Below are 15607 nucleotides of genomic sequence, written 5' to 3'. Positions count from 1 at the left end.
GGCCGAACCCGGCCAGGGCCGACGTGGCCGCAACGCGGACCCGACCTGGGCCCGGCTGTTCATCGCCGTCGGGGCCGTCCTGACCCTCCTCGCCGGCGCCGCTCTCGTCGGCAAGGAGGCGCTGCTCTCCTACGCCACCCGCAGCGTCGCCCAGGAGAACCTGCTCGGCGACACCGGCAAGCAGGCCCAGCAGCGCGGCCACGTCAACATCACCGGCGCCAAGAGCATCCTCCTGATCGGCATCGACGCCCGTCCCGGCCAGGACCCGGCGGAGCCCGTCCGCGCCGACTCGATCCTCATCCTGCACATCCCGGCCAGCCACGACGCCGCGTTCCTCATCTCCATACCCCGCGACACCTGGGTGAAGATCCCGCCGTACGACAATGGCGCCAAGCACTACCGCGGCGGCCACGACAAGATCAACGGCGCCTACGCCGTCGGCGGCGACGGCCTCACCGGCGCCGCCCAGCGCAGCCACGCCGTCGAGCTGCTCGCCATGACCATCAAGAACCTGTGGGGCCTCACGTTCGACGGCGCCGCCATCGTCGACTTCACCGGCTTTCAGCAGGTCGTCGAGGTCCTCGGCGGCGTCGACATGTACGTCGACCAGGAAACCATCTCCGTCCACGTCGGCCACGACGCCAAGGGCGAGACGAAGGTCCCCTACCGGCAGTACACCCGCGCCGACGGCGGCCAGGGCCTCTCCCCGATCCCCGGCGTCACCCCGGTCGTCTACCACGTCGGCTACCAGCACCTCGAACCTTGGCAGGCGCTCGACTTCGTCCGTCAGCGGGAGCTGCTGCCCAACAGCGACTACGACCGGCAACGCCACCAGCAGCAGTTCCTCAAGGCCCTGTTCAAGAAGATGCTCAGCCGCGACGTGCTCACCAACCCCGTGCAGCTCAACCAGGTCCTGCAGGTCGTGGGTAAGGCGATGACCATCGACAGCGGCGGCATCGACCTGGCCGACTGGCTGTATGCCATGCGCGGCATCAGCGACAACGACCTGCTCACCATCAAATCCAACAACGGGACCTTCAACCAGGCCCCCGAGAACCACAACGCCGAAGCCCTCGACCGGACCACCCTCGACCTGCTCGAGGCCGTGCGGACCGAACAGGTCCCCTCCTTCGTCGCCGCCCACCCGCATCTCATCGCCGCCGGTTGACCCGGTCGAGGGGAATGACGCGTGGAGCTGCACCTGCACCCCGGCGAGGCCGGTGATCGGGTCGGCTCGCTCTACCGGCAGCTGCGCGAGGCGATCGTCGACGGGCGCCTGCGCAGCGGGGACCGTCTGCCGCCGACCCGCACGCTGGCCGAGGATGTCGGGGTCGCCCGAGCGACGGTCACGGCGGCGTACGAACGGCTGGTCGCCGAGGGCCTGGCCGATGGCCGGGTGGGCGCGGGCACGTTCGTCGCGGCGGGGGTCCGCGCGCTGCAGGCGCTGAACTCCGAGGCGCCGGCGGCGCCGATGCCGGTGGCCGGCCCGCTGGCCCTGTCCGTCGTCAAGCCACGGCCGCTGCCCAGCGAGGTCCGCTACGACCTGCGTCATGGCCGGCCCGACCCGGCGCTGTTCCCGCTGCGGGAGTGGCGGGCGCTGCACGTCTCGGAGGTCTCGCGCACCGACCTGCTGCGCACCGCGCACGACCTGGCCGGGGAGCCGGCGTTGCGGGCGGCCGTGGCCCGCCATCTGGGCCGCAGTCGCGGCATCGCGGCCACCGCCGAGGACGTCGTCATCACCCGCGGTACGCAACAGGCGCTGGACCTGCTCGCGCGGACCCTGTTGCGCCCGGCGGACGTCGTCGCGATCGAGTCCCCGGCCTACATCGACGCGTTCGCCGCGTTCGAGGGAGTCAGGGCACGGCTGACCGGGGTACCCGTCGACCGCGACGGGCTCGTCGTGGACCGGATGCCCTCGCGGGCCGCGCTGGTCTACTGCACGCCGGCCCACCAGTCCCCGCTCGGCCCGGTGATGTCCCTGACCCGGCGGGCGGCGCTGCTGGCGTGGGCGCGAACGGCCGGCGCATGGGTGGTCGAGGACGACTACGACACCGAGTACCGCTACGACCACCGCGCCCTGGACCCGATGAGGACCCTCGACCGGGAGGGCCGGGTGCTGTACGTCGGGTCGGTGTCCAAGACGCTGTCGCCCAGGCTGCGGGTCGGGTGGCTCCTGGCCCCCGCGGCCGTTCGCGCGGCCGTCCTGCAGGTCAAGGAGTTCCTCGACCCGTTCGGTGAACGGGCCACGCAGCGCGCCATGGCCCGGTTCATCGACGACGGCCGGTTGGCCGTGCACGTCCGGCGCACCGGCGCGGTGTATGCCGCCCGCCGAGAGGTGCTGCTCGAGGCGGTCGCGCGCGAGCTGCCCACCTTCGACGTCATCCCGGGAGCGGCGGGTCTGCACATCACGCTGACCTGCGATCGGGAACCGATCGATCTGGACGAGCTGGTGACCCGCTGCGCGCGCCGGGGAGTGCTGCTGCGCACCGTCCGCGAGGCATCGGTGAGCACCTCGACGCCGGCGCCGGGCACCGTTTCCGACGGGATCATCCTCGGGTTCGGCACCATCGAGGAGCGTGACATCCCCGCCGCGACGGCCGAGGTCGCCCGGTGCGCCTACGGCGACGGGCCACGAGCCCGCTGATCGTGGGGGTCGTGCGTGGAGGTGGCGTTCCCGCCGGGCTCTGGCCGCCCGGCGGGAACCGCAGCCGCAGGCGCTGCGCGATGCTCAGGAGTTGGACTTCGGCAGGCCGGGCGGGTTCACCAGCGAGGTGTCCACCGCTTCGGTGTCGAGGTTGTAGGCGGCCAGCCACTGCTTGTACTGACCGTTCTGGATCAGGTAGTTGATGGCCTCCGCCAGCGCGTTGACCAGGCCGTTGTCCTTCTTCGTGGTGGCCGCGATCAAGCCCTGCAGGGCCTCACCGGCGCCGGAGTAGACACCGGCGTTGCGCACGGCGTCGGGGGTGCCCTGCGTCTGGCTGATCTGGAAGGCGATGCCGGGGTTCGGACCGAAGTACGAGTCGATCTGCCCCGAGACGATGGCCTTGAAGGTGGTGGGCGTGTCGGCGAAGTACTTGATCTCCAGGGTCTTGCCCTCGGCCTTCAGCTTCTCCTGCCACGCGACCAGGATCTTCTCCTGGTTGGTGCCGGCGCCGACGGCGACCTTGAGACCGGCCAGGTTCTTGTAGTTCTTGTCGAAGTTCCAGTTGTTGCCGGCCTTCACCGCGAAGCCCAGGTTGTCCTGGCGGTACGTCGCGAAGTCGTACTTCTCCTTGCGCTGTTCGGTGTCGGTGATGTTCGTGAAGCCGACCTCGTTCTTGCCGGAGTCGATGCCGACGAACAGGTTCTCCCAGGTGTCGTTGCTGAACTCGGGCTTGAGGCCGAGCACCGCGGCGACGAGGCGGGCGAGATCGGGCTCCGCACCGGTGATGGTCTTGTCGTCGTCACCGACGAAGGCCAGCGGCGGGAAGCCGGTCGGCAACGCGCCGATGCCGATGCTCAGCTTGCCGTCGGCCTTGATTGCGGCAGGGACCTTGTCCGCGATGCTCTGCTGCTTTTCGACCTTCAGTTCGGTCGGCTTGGCGATGCCCTTGGCCTGGAGGCCGACCGTCACCGTGCCGGAGCTCGATTCGGCCTCCGCCTTGGTCTCGTCGCCGCTCCCGCAGGCGGCGAGCCCTCCGGCGAGCACCACGGCGAGTGCTGCGCTCGCGAATGTCCGGCCAGTTGGTCTGACGGTGATCACGTTTCTCCTTCAGTAGTGGCCCGAGCGGCGTGCGGCCATCGGGGTGGAGCGGGCGGACGCCTCAGAGCACCTTCGAGAGAAACTCCCGGGTGCGGGGCTGCCGCGGGTTGTCGAGCACCTGAGAGGGGGGTCCCTGTTCGACGATCACGCCGTCGTCGATGAACACCGCGGTGTCGGCGACCTCGCGGGCGAAGCCGATCTCATGGGTGACGATCACCAGGGTCGTGCCGCTGTCGGCGAGTTGCCGGATCACGGAGAGCACCTCCCCGACCAGTTCGGGGTCGAGCGCGGAGGTCGGCTCGTCGAACAGCACCAGGCTGGGCTCCAGTGCCAGGGAGCGGGCGATCGCGACGCGCTGCTGCTGGCCGCCGGAGAGCTGGCGCGGGTATGCGTCACCGCGGTCGCCGAGGCCGACCTTGGCGAGCAGTTCGATCGCCCGATCGCGCGCCGCCGGCTTGCCGAGCCGCTTGTGGGCGATCAGCGGCTCCGCGACGTTGTCCCGGGCGGTGAGGTTGGGGAACAGGTTGAAGCTCTGCGCGACGAAGCCGATGCGGGTGCGCTGACGCCTGACCGCCCGCTGGGACAGCTCGTGCAGCCGGTCGCCACGGACCTCGACGCCGATGAGCTCGCCGTGCACGGCGACGTATCCGAGGTCGGGCCGCTCGAGGTGGTTGATGGTGCGCAACAGCGTCGACTTGCCCGAACCGGACGGGCCGAGGATCACGACGACGTCGCCGGGCAGGACGGTCAGGTCGATGCCCTTGAGCACCTCCCGCGGGCCGAAGGACTTGTGCGCGTTGCGGATCTCCAGCGCCACCGCCGTGTCGAGGGTCGTCGTCATCAGAAACCTCTCCGGGTCAGGCGGACGCCGACGAAACGGCCCCACGAGTCGACGGTGAAGCGCCGCAGCCGCTGGACCGGGGTGGCCGGCAGGGCGTGGGCGCTGCCGCGGGCGAAGAAGCGCTCGACGTAGAACTGCACGACCGACAGCGCCGCGGTGAGCAGCAGGTACCAGGCCGCGCCGACGATCAGGATCGGTACCAGCGACTCAGGGTGCCGCGACTCCAGCACGAACACCGTGCCGAACAGGTCGAGCAGCGAGACGTAGTAGACCAGCGAGCTGGCCTTGATCAGGCCGATGAGCTGGTTGCCGTACGCCGGGACGATCGAGCGCAGCGCTTGTGGCAGTACGACCCGCCGCAGCTGCCGGGCCCTGGACAGCCCGAGCGCGTTCGCGGCCTCGATCTGGCCGTGCTCGACCGACAGGATGCCGCCACGGATCACCTCGGCCGCGTAGGCCGCCTCGTTCAGGCCCAGCGCGATGACCGCGATGGCCAGCGGCGTGAGGGTGCTGAGCTTGACCTCGGCGAAGACCGGCCCCCAGGGGATGCCGACGCCGAGGCGCGGGTAGAAGTACGAGAAGTTGAAGGTGATGATCAGCAGCAGCGGCAGCGGCAGCGCGCGGAAGAACCACACGTACGCCCACGCCAGGCTGGAGACCAGCGGGTTGGTCGACAACCGCCCGAGCGCGACGACCACGCCGAGGACGAGCCCGAACACCGCGCTCAGACCGACGACCTGCAGCGTGACCAGGACGCCGTCGAGGATCGACTCACGGGTGAAGTACGGCCAGAACTTGTGCCATTCGTAATGGGTGTTCGTGAAGATGCCGGAGACGAACTGCGCCAGCACCACCAGCACGGCCCCGCTGACGATCCAGCGCCACGGGCGCAGCCGCGGCGTGACCCGGCGCTGCGCGACCTGCGGGTCGAGCCGGCTGACGTGGCCGCCGGCCGGTGCGATTCCGGGCGACGGTTTCAAGGTTACGGGCTCGCTCATGCGAGTGGCTCCATCGGTGTGACGGCAAGCCCGCACCGCCGGGGCGCGAGCACGTGAGGATGCCTCGCTCGGCATCCGCTTACCGGGCAACCTAGGGAGGATCGCAGTTAGTTGTCAATCCCTATCGGAAAACTAGCAATTGAACTATCATTGTCGCCGTCGGCCCATCGATCGGCCTACGTACGTGATCGGCACCAGCACCACGCGACGGACCCGGAAGGCACGGATGAGCTCGTACGACGTCGGCATCGTCGGCGCCGGGGTGCACGGCGTCAGCGCCGCGTACCAGCTGGCCCGGCGCGGCGTGTCCACGGTCGTGTTCGAACGGGGCCGGCGAGCCGGCGGCCCGACCGGGCAGGCCAGCGGGGTCGTCCGCTCCTACTACACCAACCGGTTCCTGGCCGAGGTCGCCCGCGACAGCACCACCGTCCTGGCCGACTTCGACGCGCGGGTGGGCGGCGAGAGCGGCTACGTGCGCACGGGCGGGCTGTACCTGCACGGCCCCGGCGACGCCGCGGATGTCCGGGCCACCGCCGCCGGTCTCGCGGCCGCCGGGATCGGCCATCGGGTCCTGACGCCGGCCGACCTGGCGGCGAGCTTCGCGGACCTGAACCTCGACGGGACCGCGATCGGGGTGTGGGAGGAGCGGGCCGGCCACGCCGATCCGCGCCGGACCGCGCTCGGCTACGCCGCCCGGGCCGTCGAGCTCGGCGCGACGCTGCTGGAGCACGCCGAGGTCCGGGAGTTCTCCGAGGGCGCGCATGCGGTGCGCGTCCTGCTCGGCGACGGCACCCGGCACGAGGTCGGCCGCCTGCTGGTGGCCGCGGGGCCCTGGACGGGCCCGCTGCTGGCGCACGTGGGCGTCACGCTGCCGCTGACGGCCGAGCGGCACGTCGTGGCCGGCCTGGTCCACCCGCCACAGGACGTGCCACGGGCGGTACCGCACGTCCTGATCGACCTCCAGCACGGGTACTACTCCCGGCCCGCCGGTGCCGGCCGGTTCCTGCTCGGCCCGCTCGCACCCACCACCGCGACCGATCCGGACGACTTCGACGCCGGGATCACGAGCGCCGAGTTCGCGTGGCTCGCCGCCCGCGCGGCGCGGCGGGCACCGGTGCGCGGCCGCGCCGTGGCGGATCGCGGCTGGGCATCGCTGTACGACGTCAGCCCGGACTGGCAGCCGGTCACGGGTCAGGTGAGCGAGCGCGTGTATGTCGACGCCGGGACGAGCGGGCACGGGTTCAAGCTCGCCCCGGTGTGGGGCGAGCACGTGGCCCGGCTGCTCATCGGCGACGCCGATGAGCGGCTCGGACAGTTCTCCCCCGGCCGCTTCACGGCGGGGGCCGGCCTGGCCGGCGGCTTCGGTACCGCACGAATCCTGGGCTGAGGCGATGACGCCGGCACCGACCACCACTCACGGAGGACCTGAATGAGCGCAACACCCCTGGCCGTGCTGGATCTCATACCGCGCAGCAGCGGCGACAGCACCGCTACCGCCGTCGGCAACGCGATCGATCTCGCCCGGCAGGCCGAGCGCTTCGGCTACCGGCGGTACTGGTTCGCCGAGCACCACCTGAACCCCGGCGTGCTCGGCGTCTCTCCGGCCATATCGATCGCGCTGGTCGCGGGCGCCACCAGCATCATCCGGGTGGGCTCCGCCGGCGTCCAGCTCGGGCATCGCCAGCCGCTGGCCACCGTCGAGGAGTTCGGGCTGCTCGACGCGGTCCACCCCGGCCGGCTGGACCTCGGGCTGGGTCGCTCGATCGGGCGGCAGAAGCCGGCCCAGGCCCCCAACGGCGACGGGGACGGCAACGGTCAGCCGACGGCCGCGGCGGTGTCGGCGTACGCGGCCAAACGCGGCGGCGGGGCGCACGCCGTCGAGCAGCGCACCGACAACGGGCTGCTGCTGCCCAAGCAGTTCGACTTCAGCCGCCTCCTGGCCACGTCGGCCACCAAGGTGGCCACGATGCTCGCCCTGCTGCAGCAGCCGGGCGCCTACACCCCCGAGTACGAGTCGCAGATCAGCGACATCCTCGCCTTCCTGGCCGGCACGTACGTCTCGCCCGACGGCGTGGCGGTGCGCGCATACCCCGGCGAGGGTGCCGCGATCCAGGTGTGGATCCTCGGCGCCTCGGGCGGCTCCAGCGCGACGGTGGCCGGCGAGAAGGGACTTCGGTTCGCGGCCGGTTACCACCACAGCCCGAGCACGGTCATCGACGCGGTGGACGCGTACCGGGCCGCCTTCCGGCCGTCGGCGGAGCTCGAGCGGCCCCACATCTCGGTGTCCGCGGATGTCGTCGTCGGCGAAACGGATGAGCAGGCGGCCCTGCTCGCGTCCGGATACGGCCTGTGGGTGCGCAGCATCCGTGGGGGCTCCGGCGCGATCCCGTTCCCGAGCCCGGAGGAGGCGGCCCGCCACGAATGGACCGCGGAGGACCGTGAGCTCGTCCGGGACCGGATCGACACCCAGCTGGTCGGCTCGCCCCGGACCGTCGCGGACAAGCTCGAACAGCTGCGCGACGCGACCGGCGCCCACGAGCTGGCCGTCACCACCATCACCCACCGCCACGCCGACCGGGTGCGCTCCTACCGGCTGCTGGCCGAGGAGTGGGCCCGGCGCGGCAACGCATGAGCCCCGTCGAAGCCGCGTGAAAGACGCCCGGCCAGCTCATGGCCGGGCGTGTTCGCGTTCACGGCCGGGGCCGGAGTCCGAGGTGCTCGCGCAGCGTGGTGCCGGTGTACTCGGTGCGGTACACGCCGCGCTCCTGCAGGGCCGGCACCAGCAGGTTCACGATGTCGTCGAGGCCGTGCGGCACCAGGTACGGCGACACGTTGAACCCGTCGAGCGCGCCGTTCCGCACGAAGTGGGCGAACTTGTCGGCGAGGGACTGCGGGGTGCCGACGTGGCCGCGGGAGCGCTGGCCGAGATTGACCACGGTCTCGCGCAGCGACCACCCGTTGGCGTCGGCGGCCTCGCGCCACTGGCGGATCGTGCTCTGGGCGTCGGCGACGCGTGCGGCACCGAACGCGCCGCTGGTGTCCTGCGGCCGCGGGTCGTCCTTGGGCAGCGGGCCGTCCGGGTCGTACCCGCTGAGGTCGAGGTTCCACAGCAGGCCGGCCTGGGCCAGGGCGGTGGCGGGGGTGATCTGCTCGCGCCGGACCCAGGCGGCCTTCTCCTCGGCCTCGGCGGGTGTGCCGCCGATGACGATCGACGCGCCGGGCAGGATGCGCAGGTCGTCCTCCGGCCGTCCCGCCGCGCGCAGCCGGGCCCGGATGTCCTCGGCGAACGCGAGGGCGTCGTCGAAGTCGGTGCCGTGGGCGGAGAAGATGACGTCGGCGTTGCGGGCGGCGAAGTCGCGGCCGTCGCTGGAGTCGCCGGCCTGGAAGATGACCGGGTGGCCCTGGCGGCTGCGGGGCAGGCTCGGCGTCACGTCGACGGTGAACTGCTCGCTGCGGATGCGCACCGGATCGGGCCAGCCGTCCCAGATCGCGCGGGCGGCGTTGAGGAACTGCTCGGCGCGCTTGTACCGGTCGGCGTGGTCGAGATATCCGCCGCGGCGGAAATTCTCGCCCGTCCACGCGTTGTCGGTGGTGACGACGTTCCAGCCGGCCCGGCCGTCGGAGAGCAGGTCGAGGCCGGACAGGCGGCGGGCCAGGTCGGCGGGCTCGTTGAACGTGGTGTTGGTGGTCGAGACCAGGCCGATGCGATCGGTGAGCGCGGCCAGGGCCGACAGCTGGGTGATCGCGTCCGGCCGGCCCGCCACGTCGAGGTCGTGGATGCGACCGTCGACCTCGCGCAGCCGGAGCCCCTCGCCGAGGAAGAACGCGTCGAAGAGGCCACGCTCGGCGGTCTGGGCGACCCGGCGGTACGACTCCGGGGAGATCTGCGACCCGCTCGCCGGGTCCGACCAGATGGTCCAGTAGTTCACGCCCTGGAAGAACACCCCGAAGTGCAGCTGGGCGTCCGGGCGGGGCACGTCGGCGGGATCGGTGCGGGTCATGCGGGTTCTCCCGGGAGCGCGTAACGGTTCTGCGGGCGCGGCAGTCCGAGCGTCTGGCGCAACGAGACGCCCGGCACCGGGCGGCCGGCAAGACGGCTGTTGATCAGGGCGGGCACGACGAACTGCGACAGCACGGCCAGGTCCTCGTCGAGCACCAGCGGATGCAGCCGCACGCCGTCGACTCCACCGCCCGCGTCGAGGTCGGCGAGCAGCGCCACGAGACCCTGCGGGCTTCCGGTGTACCGCAGGCGCCCTCCGCCCGCCCACGGCGCGTGCTCGTCGAGCTCGGCGACCCGGTCGGCGCCGTCGGCCGCGGCGGTGTCGAGCGCGACCTCGATCTCGGCGAAGGTCCGCGGCGTCGTGGTAGCGGCGGCGGCTCGGTGTACGGCATCCAGGTCCGCGCCACCGACGAGCGCGATGTCGACCTCGGCGTCGGGGACGAGCCCGTGCGGGGCCAGCACGACGAGCTGCCCCTGCGGCGAGCGGGGCACGATGGCGGGGCCCTTCACCGTGTACCCGGCGGCGGTGTAGTCGATGTAGTGCAGCCGATCCCGGTCGAGGTAGCGGCCGGTGGCGACGTCGCGGATGACGGCGTCGTCCTCCCACGAGTCCCACAGGGCACGCACGACGCGTACCGAATCCAGGGCCTCCTGTCCGGGATCGGCGGCCGGCCGCCCCCAGGCCGCGGCCACCTCGGGCCGCGGGCTCGCCGCGACGACCCAGCCGGCCCGGCCCGCGGCGATGTGATCGACCGACGCCAGCTGCGAGGAGACGTGGAACGGCTCGGTGTATGTCGTGGACACCACCGGGGCCACCGACAGCACGCTGGTCGAGGCGGCGATGAAGGCCGCCCGCTCCACGGCGCCGATCCGGCCGACCGCTCCCCCGCCGCCGGGCGGCAGCAGGTCGTCGTCGAGCGTGACGAGCGTGAACCCGGCGCGCTCGGCGATCTCGGCGACGTGGCGCACCCGGCGCGGGCCGAGCGGTTCCGACGGCGGGTGGGCGGCGCGCCGCCAGGCGGCGGGATGGGCGCCCTCCCCGTCGATCTCAACGGCGAGTACAAGAGACATGAGCGGAACGCCTTTCTGCGGCCGTCGTCACGAATCGGCGACCGGCGGGAAGAACAAGCCGTTGCTGGCGCTGAGGCCGCCGTCGCTGACCAGGACCTCTCCGGTGATGTACGACGCCGCCGGCGAGGCCAGGAACCAGATGACCTCCGCCTGCTCCCGCGGCTCGGCCCAGCGCCCCAGCGGGATGCGCCGGGTCAGGTCGGCGGCGAGCACGGGGTCCCGGCGGGCCGCGGCGGTCCGGGGGGTCAGTGTGAGGCCCGGCGCGATCGCGTTGATGCGGATGCCCTGGTGGGCGTAGTCGAGCGCCGCCGACCGCGCGAGGTTGACGGCGGCGGCCTTGGTGGTGTTGTACGCCCACGTGTACGGATCGCCGCGCAGCGCGGCGATCGATGCGGTCACGACCACGGCGCCGCCGCCGGCCGCACGCAGTGCGGGTGCCACCGCCCGGATGCCGAGTGCGGCACCACGCACGTTGACGGTGTGGATCGCGTCGAGCGCCGCGATCGCACCCTCGTCCTCCAGCGGCGGCGCCCCGCCCGCGCCGGCGTTGAGCACCGCGACGTCGAGCCGCCCGAACCGGCTCAGCGCCAGGGCCACCATCTCCTGGTTGGCCCGCTCCTCCGCCACGTCGCCGAGCAGCGTGACGACGCCCTCCACCTCGGACAGTCCGGCCAGCCGCACCGGATCATTGTCGACAGCCACGACACCGAACCCCCGGGCCGCGAACAGCTCCGCGGCCGCGCGGCCGATGCCGCTGGCGGCCGCCGTAATCACCACCGCCTTGCGCGGTACCGACACCCAGACCTCCCCCGATCGGATCTCCCCACTAATCCTATGTGCTTAGTAGAGTTGAGTCCAGACGCTGGCCGGTCAGGCGCGAGGCGGCAGCGTCTCGTCGATCATGCGGCGGACGCGCGCGGCCCGTTGCGGCGCGGGCACGACGGGACAGGTGGCGCAGAAGCCGCCATCACCCGTCTTGAACATCAGGCAGCAGCTGGTGCGGTGGTGTGTCTGCCAGCGGTACCCGCCGACCGGCAGACTGCTCACAGCGCACAACCCTCCGGTACCGGGGTGGTGCTCCAGCAGCGACGCGGTCTCGGCGACGAACCTGGCCGGGTCCGGCTGGGTCCAGGAGATGGCACGCATCGCGGTGGCGATCCCGCTGGCCACGTTGCCCCAGAGCGTGCGGCGGCCGACCCTCGTGGCGCGGTGCCAGGCCTCGACCGCGTGGGCGAGATTGTCGTCGACCATCCGCCGCATCAGCCAGGCGAGGGTGTCGTCCCCGCCGGACCGGTCCCGGGTGGGCGCGGTGGTGAACGCGGCGTCACCGAGACGGCCGCCGCTCAGGTGAACCCAGGTGTTGGCGGCGGACGCGTCGATGCCCCGCCCGTCCAGCCAGTACCGGGCCAGGACGGGCCCGGTGACCTGGTTCACGTACTGGCAGAACAGCAGCGACGCCGCGGCAACGGTGTGCTCGGTGCGCCGGGCCCGGCGATGCTCGGCGACGAACTCCGCCAGGCGGGGCCCGAACAACGCGCTCGCGCGATGCCAGCCCTCTCCCTCCGGAAGGCCGCGCGGTGCGGTGAAGCGGGCGCCGAGGGGTGGACGACTCATGCCGGACCGTACCTGAGGACCGGCGTGTCGGCGACCAGGGCTCTGCTGTGCGGGTGGGTCGGTGCGGCGAGCAGGTCGGCTGTCGCCGCCTCCTCCACGATCCGGCCGCGCTCGAGGACGATGACCCGGGCGCAGAGCGCGGCAACGGCGACGAGGTCGTGGGAGATGAACAGGTAGCTGAGCCCGTCGGCCCGGTGCAGCTCGGCGAGCAGGTCGCGGATCTGGGCCTGCACCGGCAGATCCAGTGCCGAGAGTGGCTCGTCGAGGACGAGGAGCTTCGGCCGGGGCGTCAGCGCCCGGGCGATGCAGGCACGCTGGCACTGGCCGGTGCTCAGCTCGTGCGGGTACCGGTGGCGCAGCGCGGGATCGAGTCCGACGAGCTCGAACATCTCCGGGACGGACCGGCTGCCGGGGAAGTTCCGCGCGGGCTCGCCGACGCTGCGCCCAACGGTCCACCTGGGATCGAGCGCGGCCCGGGGATCCTGCTGGACGAGTTGGACGTCGCGGCGCCACCGGCGCTCCCGGCCGGTGCGCCACAGTGAACGGCGGATCGGCAGGTCGTTCCAGTACACGCCGCCGGATGTGGGCCGTTCCTGCCCCAGGACGCAACGGCCGATGGTGGTCTTGCCGGCACCCGACGCGCCGACGAGGCCCACGGTCTCGCCCGAGGCGATGCCGAACGTGACATCGCTGAGCGCCGAACCGCGACCGTACACTTTGGACAGTCCGTCAACGCGCAGCATCGATCAGCCTCCTCGTGTACGGGTGAGCGGGCGCGGCGAACACGTCTTCGGTCGGTCCCTGCTCCGCGATCCGGCCGTTGTGCAGGATCGCGACCCGATCCGCGACCTGCGAGACCAGCCGCAGGTCGTGGGAGATGAACAGCATGGCGATGCCGAGCGTACGCCGCAGCGCGGCGAGCTCGTCGAGGATCCGCGCCTGGGTGCTGACGTCGAGCGCGGTGGTGGGTTCGTCGCAGATGAGCAGCCGCGGCCGGTTGATGATCGCGATCGCGATGCAGACCCGCTGCCGCATGCCCCCGGACAGCTGGTGCGGGTACGCCCGCATGAGGTCGCGGTCCAGGCGAACGAGATCCAGCGTGTCCAGGGCGCGTCGCCTGGCCTCGTCCCTGGACACGTCGGCATGGGCGCGGACGGTCTCGGTGAGCTGCCTGCCGATCGTGAGGACGGGGTTGAGCGCGGTGAGCGGGTCTTGCGTGACGAGGCTGACGTGCCGGCCGCGGACCAGCCGCCAGTCGCTGTCGCGCCAGCCGTGCGTGGGCGCGCCGAGCAGTTCCAGCGATCCGGTGACCGACATCGGCGGGCGGAGCAGGCCGAGCAGCGCCGCGGCCAGGGTCGACTTGCCGGACCCGCTCTCACCGACGAGGCCGAGGCACTCCCCCGCCCGCAGCTCGAGCGTCACACCGTCGAGGATCCGGACGTCGCCGGCGTTCACGCTCAGCCGGTCGAGGCGGGCGAGGACGGCCGCGTCCGGCGCGACCGGGACCGCGGGGGCAGCGCTGCCGCGGCGGGCCCCGCGCAGCGGCAGGCGTGGATTCCGCGGTTCGAGCGCGTCGCGGACCGCGTCGCCGAGGTAGGTGACCGCGACGACCACGAGCACGATCGCCGCGCCCGGTGCGAGGAACATCCACGGTGCGTCCTGCACGAACCCGCGCGCCTCGTTGAGCATGGCGCCCCACTCCGGCTCCGGCGGACGCACCCCGAGGCCGAGGAACGACAGGCCGGCGACGGCGATGATGACCTCGCCGACGTCGACCATGGCCAGGATGAGCACCGGCCCGGCGAGCCCGCCGAGCACGTGCGTGCCGACGATCCTCCACTGTGCACTGCCGGCGATCCTGGCGGCGGCGACGTACGGCTCGTCGCGCAACTGCAGCGCGTAGCCGCGCACCACGCGCGCGTAGCCGGGCCACGACACGACGGTCACCGCGAGCAGCAGGCCGGCGAGGCCGGCGTCGAGCAGCGCGGCGACCGCGATCGCCAGGACCAGCCGGGGGAAGGCGAGCAGAACGTCGACCACCCGGGTGACCACCAGGTCGAACCAGCCGCCGAGGTAGCCGGCCGCCGCGCCGACGAGCGTGCCGGCCACCACCGTGACCGCCACGGTGACGGCGGCGGTGGCCAGGGAGGCCCGCCCGCCGTACAGCACGCGGGCGAGCAGGTCGCGCCCGTAGTTGTCGGTGCCGAACGGGTGCGCGGCCGACGGCGGCAGCGTCGCGTCGAGGTAGCTCACGGCCGTCGGGTCGGCGCCGGTCAGCCACGGTGCGGCCGCGACCGCCGCCACCACGACCGCGAGGACGACCAGCAGCACACCGGCGAGCCGGTCCCGGCGCGGGATCGCCACAAGACGGTGAAGCGTCCTCATCCGGCCCCCTCCACCCGCACCCGGGGGTCGATCAGCCGGTAGCCGAGGTCGACGGCGAGGTTGATCAGGACGTACGCCAGGGCCATGGCGATGGCGAACGCCTGGATGACCGGGTAGTCGCGCCCGGTGATGGAGTCGACGACGTACCGGCCGATGCCCGGCCACGAGAACACGGTCTCCACCACGACGGCGCCGCCGAGCAGGCCCGAGACGATGAGTCCGGCGCTGGTGCACACCGGCAGCAACGCATTGCGCAACGCGTGCCGCAGCACGATGACCCGCCATGGCAGCCCTTTGGCCTCGGCGGTCGCCACGTACGGCTGGGACAGCGCATCGAGCAGGCTCGCCCGCAGCAACCGGGACACCCCGGCGGCCAGGCCGAGGCCCAGTGTGACGGCCGGCAGCACCAGGTGCGCCGGTGTGCCCCGCCCGTACGTGGGGAACCAGCCGAGGCCGACGGAGAACCCGTACATGAGCAGCAGCCCGAGCAGGAATCCCGGCACCGACACCCCCAGCAGGGTCACCATGCGGGCGACCCGGTCGGCGAGCCGGCCGTGCCACACCGCCCCCGCGATCCCGGCCGGCACCGCGACCAGGACCATGACGACGAGCGCGGCACCGGCCAGTTCGAGCGTCGCCGGCAGCCGCATCCACAGCTCGTCGAGGACCGGGGCGCCGCTGCGCAGCGACGTACCGAGGTTCCCGGTGAGGACGCTGGTCAGCCAGTGGACGTACTGCACCGGGTACGGCTCGTCCAGGCCGAGGTCACGGCGCAGCGTGGCGAGATCCTCCTGCAGGCGGCTGATGTCGGCGCCCGGCTCCACCATGGACAGCAGGATCGCGTGGCTCGGGTCACCGGGGATGAGCCGGATCATCGTGAACAGCACGATCGAGATGCCCAGCAGTACCGGCACCGTCGCGGCCAGCCGCACGGCGGCGTAACGGAGCATCGGGCC

The 15607-nt window shown here is 72.3% G+C and carries 14 protein-coding genes; 4 read left to right on the top strand and 10 right to left on the bottom strand.

Annotation, left to right across the window (positions count from 1 at the left end; genetic code table 11):
- A partial coding sequence (locus tag ABT297_RS36145; protein WP_350556992.1) for an LCP family protein occupies positions 1–1168 on the top strand: 1168 nt, incomplete at its 5' end.
- A 21-nt stretch (positions 1169–1189) separates the two neighbouring features.
- Positions 1190–2644 carry a MocR-like pyridoxine biosynthesis transcription factor PdxR gene (gene pdxR / locus ABT297_RS36140; RefSeq protein ID WP_350556991.1) on the top strand — a complete coding sequence of 485 codons (1455 nt, stop codon included), beginning with the start codon at positions 1190–1192 and terminating at the stop codon, positions 2642–2644.
- Positions 2645–2728: 84 nt separating this feature from the next.
- Here pdxR and ABT297_RS36135 read toward each other — a convergent pair whose 3' ends face one another.
- The 3 genes from ABT297_RS36135 to ABT297_RS36125 form a co-directional block, all read right to left on the bottom strand.
- Positions 2729–3742, bottom strand: a complete 1014-nt coding sequence (locus tag ABT297_RS36135; protein ID WP_350556990.1) for a transporter substrate-binding domain-containing protein — start codon at positions 3740–3742, stop codon at positions 2729–2731.
- Positions 3743–3803: 61 nt separating this feature from the next.
- Positions 3804–4583 (bottom strand): amino acid ABC transporter ATP-binding protein, encoded by a 780-nt coding sequence (locus ABT297_RS36130; RefSeq protein ID WP_350556989.1) that lies wholly within the window; start codon positions 4581–4583, stop codon positions 3804–3806.
- Entirely contained in the window at positions 4583–5581 is a 999-nt protein-coding gene (locus ABT297_RS36125; RefSeq protein WP_350556988.1) for an amino acid ABC transporter permease, read from the bottom strand. Before ABT297_RS36125 ends, ABT297_RS36130 begins: the two co-directional genes overlap by 1 nt.
- A gap of 226 nt (positions 5582–5807) precedes the next feature.
- Here ABT297_RS36125 and ABT297_RS36120 point away from each other — a divergent pair, with 226 nt between their 5' ends.
- Positions 5808–6968 (top strand): NAD(P)/FAD-dependent oxidoreductase, encoded by a 1161-nt coding sequence (locus ABT297_RS36120; RefSeq protein WP_350556987.1) that lies wholly within the window; start codon positions 5808–5810, stop codon positions 6966–6968.
- Positions 6969–7010: 42 nt separating this feature from the next.
- Positions 7011–8213: an LLM class flavin-dependent oxidoreductase gene (locus ABT297_RS36115; RefSeq protein ID WP_350556986.1), complete on the top strand. Its 1203-nt coding sequence runs from the start codon at positions 7011–7013 to the stop codon at positions 8211–8213.
- 58 nt (positions 8214–8271) lie between these two features.
- Here the strand turns inward: ABT297_RS36115 and ABT297_RS36110 are convergent, their stop codons facing one another.
- The 7 genes from ABT297_RS36110 to nikB form a co-directional block, all read right to left on the bottom strand.
- Complete coding sequence (locus ABT297_RS36110) at positions 8272–9582, bottom strand: LLM class flavin-dependent oxidoreductase (protein WP_350556985.1); 1311 nt, start codon at positions 9580–9582, stop codon at positions 8272–8274.
- Positions 9579–10652 (bottom strand): LLM class flavin-dependent oxidoreductase, encoded by a 1074-nt coding sequence (locus tag ABT297_RS36105; RefSeq protein WP_350556984.1) that lies wholly within the window; start codon positions 10650–10652, stop codon positions 9579–9581. The genes ABT297_RS36110 and ABT297_RS36105 overlap by 4 nt, the downstream gene beginning before the upstream one ends.
- 27 nt (positions 10653–10679) lie before the next feature.
- Positions 10680–11450 (bottom strand): SDR family NAD(P)-dependent oxidoreductase, encoded by a 771-nt coding sequence (locus ABT297_RS36100; protein ID WP_350556983.1) that lies wholly within the window; start codon positions 11448–11450, stop codon positions 10680–10682.
- Positions 11451–11522: 72 nt separating this feature from the next.
- The gene (locus ABT297_RS36095; RefSeq protein ID WP_350556982.1) at positions 11523–12266 is read right to left on the bottom strand and encodes an IucA/IucC family C-terminal-domain containing protein; all 744 of its coding nucleotides are present in this window, start codon (positions 12264–12266) and stop codon (positions 11523–11525) included.
- On the bottom strand, positions 12263–13009 hold the full coding sequence (locus tag ABT297_RS36090) for an ABC transporter ATP-binding protein (protein WP_350556981.1): 747 nt from the start codon (positions 13007–13009) through the stop codon (positions 12263–12265). The genes ABT297_RS36095 and ABT297_RS36090 overlap by 4 nt, the downstream gene beginning before the upstream one ends.
- Entirely contained in the window at positions 12996–14651 is a 1656-nt protein-coding gene (locus ABT297_RS36085) for a dipeptide/oligopeptide/nickel ABC transporter permease/ATP-binding protein (protein WP_350556980.1), read from the bottom strand. Before ABT297_RS36085 ends, ABT297_RS36090 begins: the two co-directional genes overlap by 14 nt.
- A complete protein-coding gene (gene nikB / locus ABT297_RS36080; RefSeq protein ID WP_350556979.1) occupies positions 14648–15601 on the bottom strand; it encodes a nickel ABC transporter permease in 954 nt (317 codons plus the stop codon). The genes ABT297_RS36085 and nikB overlap by 4 nt, the downstream gene beginning before the upstream one ends.
- Between the last annotated feature and the right edge of the window lie 6 nt (positions 15602–15607).

This window comes from Dactylosporangium sp. NPDC000555, from assembly GCF_040300025.1.
GTDB lineage: Bacteria > Actinomycetota > Actinomycetes > Mycobacteriales > Micromonosporaceae > Dactylosporangium.
The sequence above is the reverse complement of the archived record's forward strand: the minus strand, read 5'-3'. Positions and strand labels throughout refer to the sequence as shown.

Excerpts from the sequence above, each read along its gene's own strand:
- ABT297_RS36095 (WP_350556982.1), bottom strand. The coding sequence starts at position 12,266 with ATGAGTCGTCCACCCCTCGGCGCCCGCTTCACCGCACCGCGCGGCCTT.
- nikB (WP_350556979.1), bottom strand. The coding sequence starts at position 15,601 with ATGCTCCGTTACGCCGCCGTGCGGCTGGCCGCGACGGTGCCGGTACTG.
- ABT297_RS36110 (WP_350556985.1), bottom strand. The coding sequence starts at position 9,582 with ATGACCCGCACCGATCCCGCCGACGTGCCCCGCCCGGACGCCCAGCTG.
- ABT297_RS36090 (WP_350556981.1), bottom strand. The coding sequence starts at position 13,009 with ATGCTGCGCGTTGACGGACTGTCCAAAGTGTACGGTCGCGGTTCGGCG.
- ABT297_RS36085 (WP_350556980.1), bottom strand. The coding sequence starts at position 14,651 with ATGAGGACGCTTCACCGTCTTGTGGCGATCCCGCGCCGGGACCGGCTC.
- ABT297_RS36115 (WP_350556986.1), top strand. The coding sequence starts at position 7,011 with ATGAGCGCAACACCCCTGGCCGTGCTGGATCTCATACCGCGCAGCAGC.
- ABT297_RS36105 (WP_350556984.1), bottom strand. The coding sequence starts at position 10,652 with ATGTCTCTTGTACTCGCCGTTGAGATCGACGGGGAGGGCGCCCATCCC.
- ABT297_RS36130 (WP_350556989.1), bottom strand. The coding sequence starts at position 4,583 with ATGACGACGACCCTCGACACGGCGGTGGCGCTGGAGATCCGCAACGCG.
- ABT297_RS36120 (WP_350556987.1), top strand. The coding sequence starts at position 5,808 with ATGAGCTCGTACGACGTCGGCATCGTCGGCGCCGGGGTGCACGGCGTC.
- ABT297_RS36125 (WP_350556988.1), bottom strand. The coding sequence starts at position 5,581 with ATGAGCGAGCCCGTAACCTTGAAACCGTCGCCCGGAATCGCACCGGCC.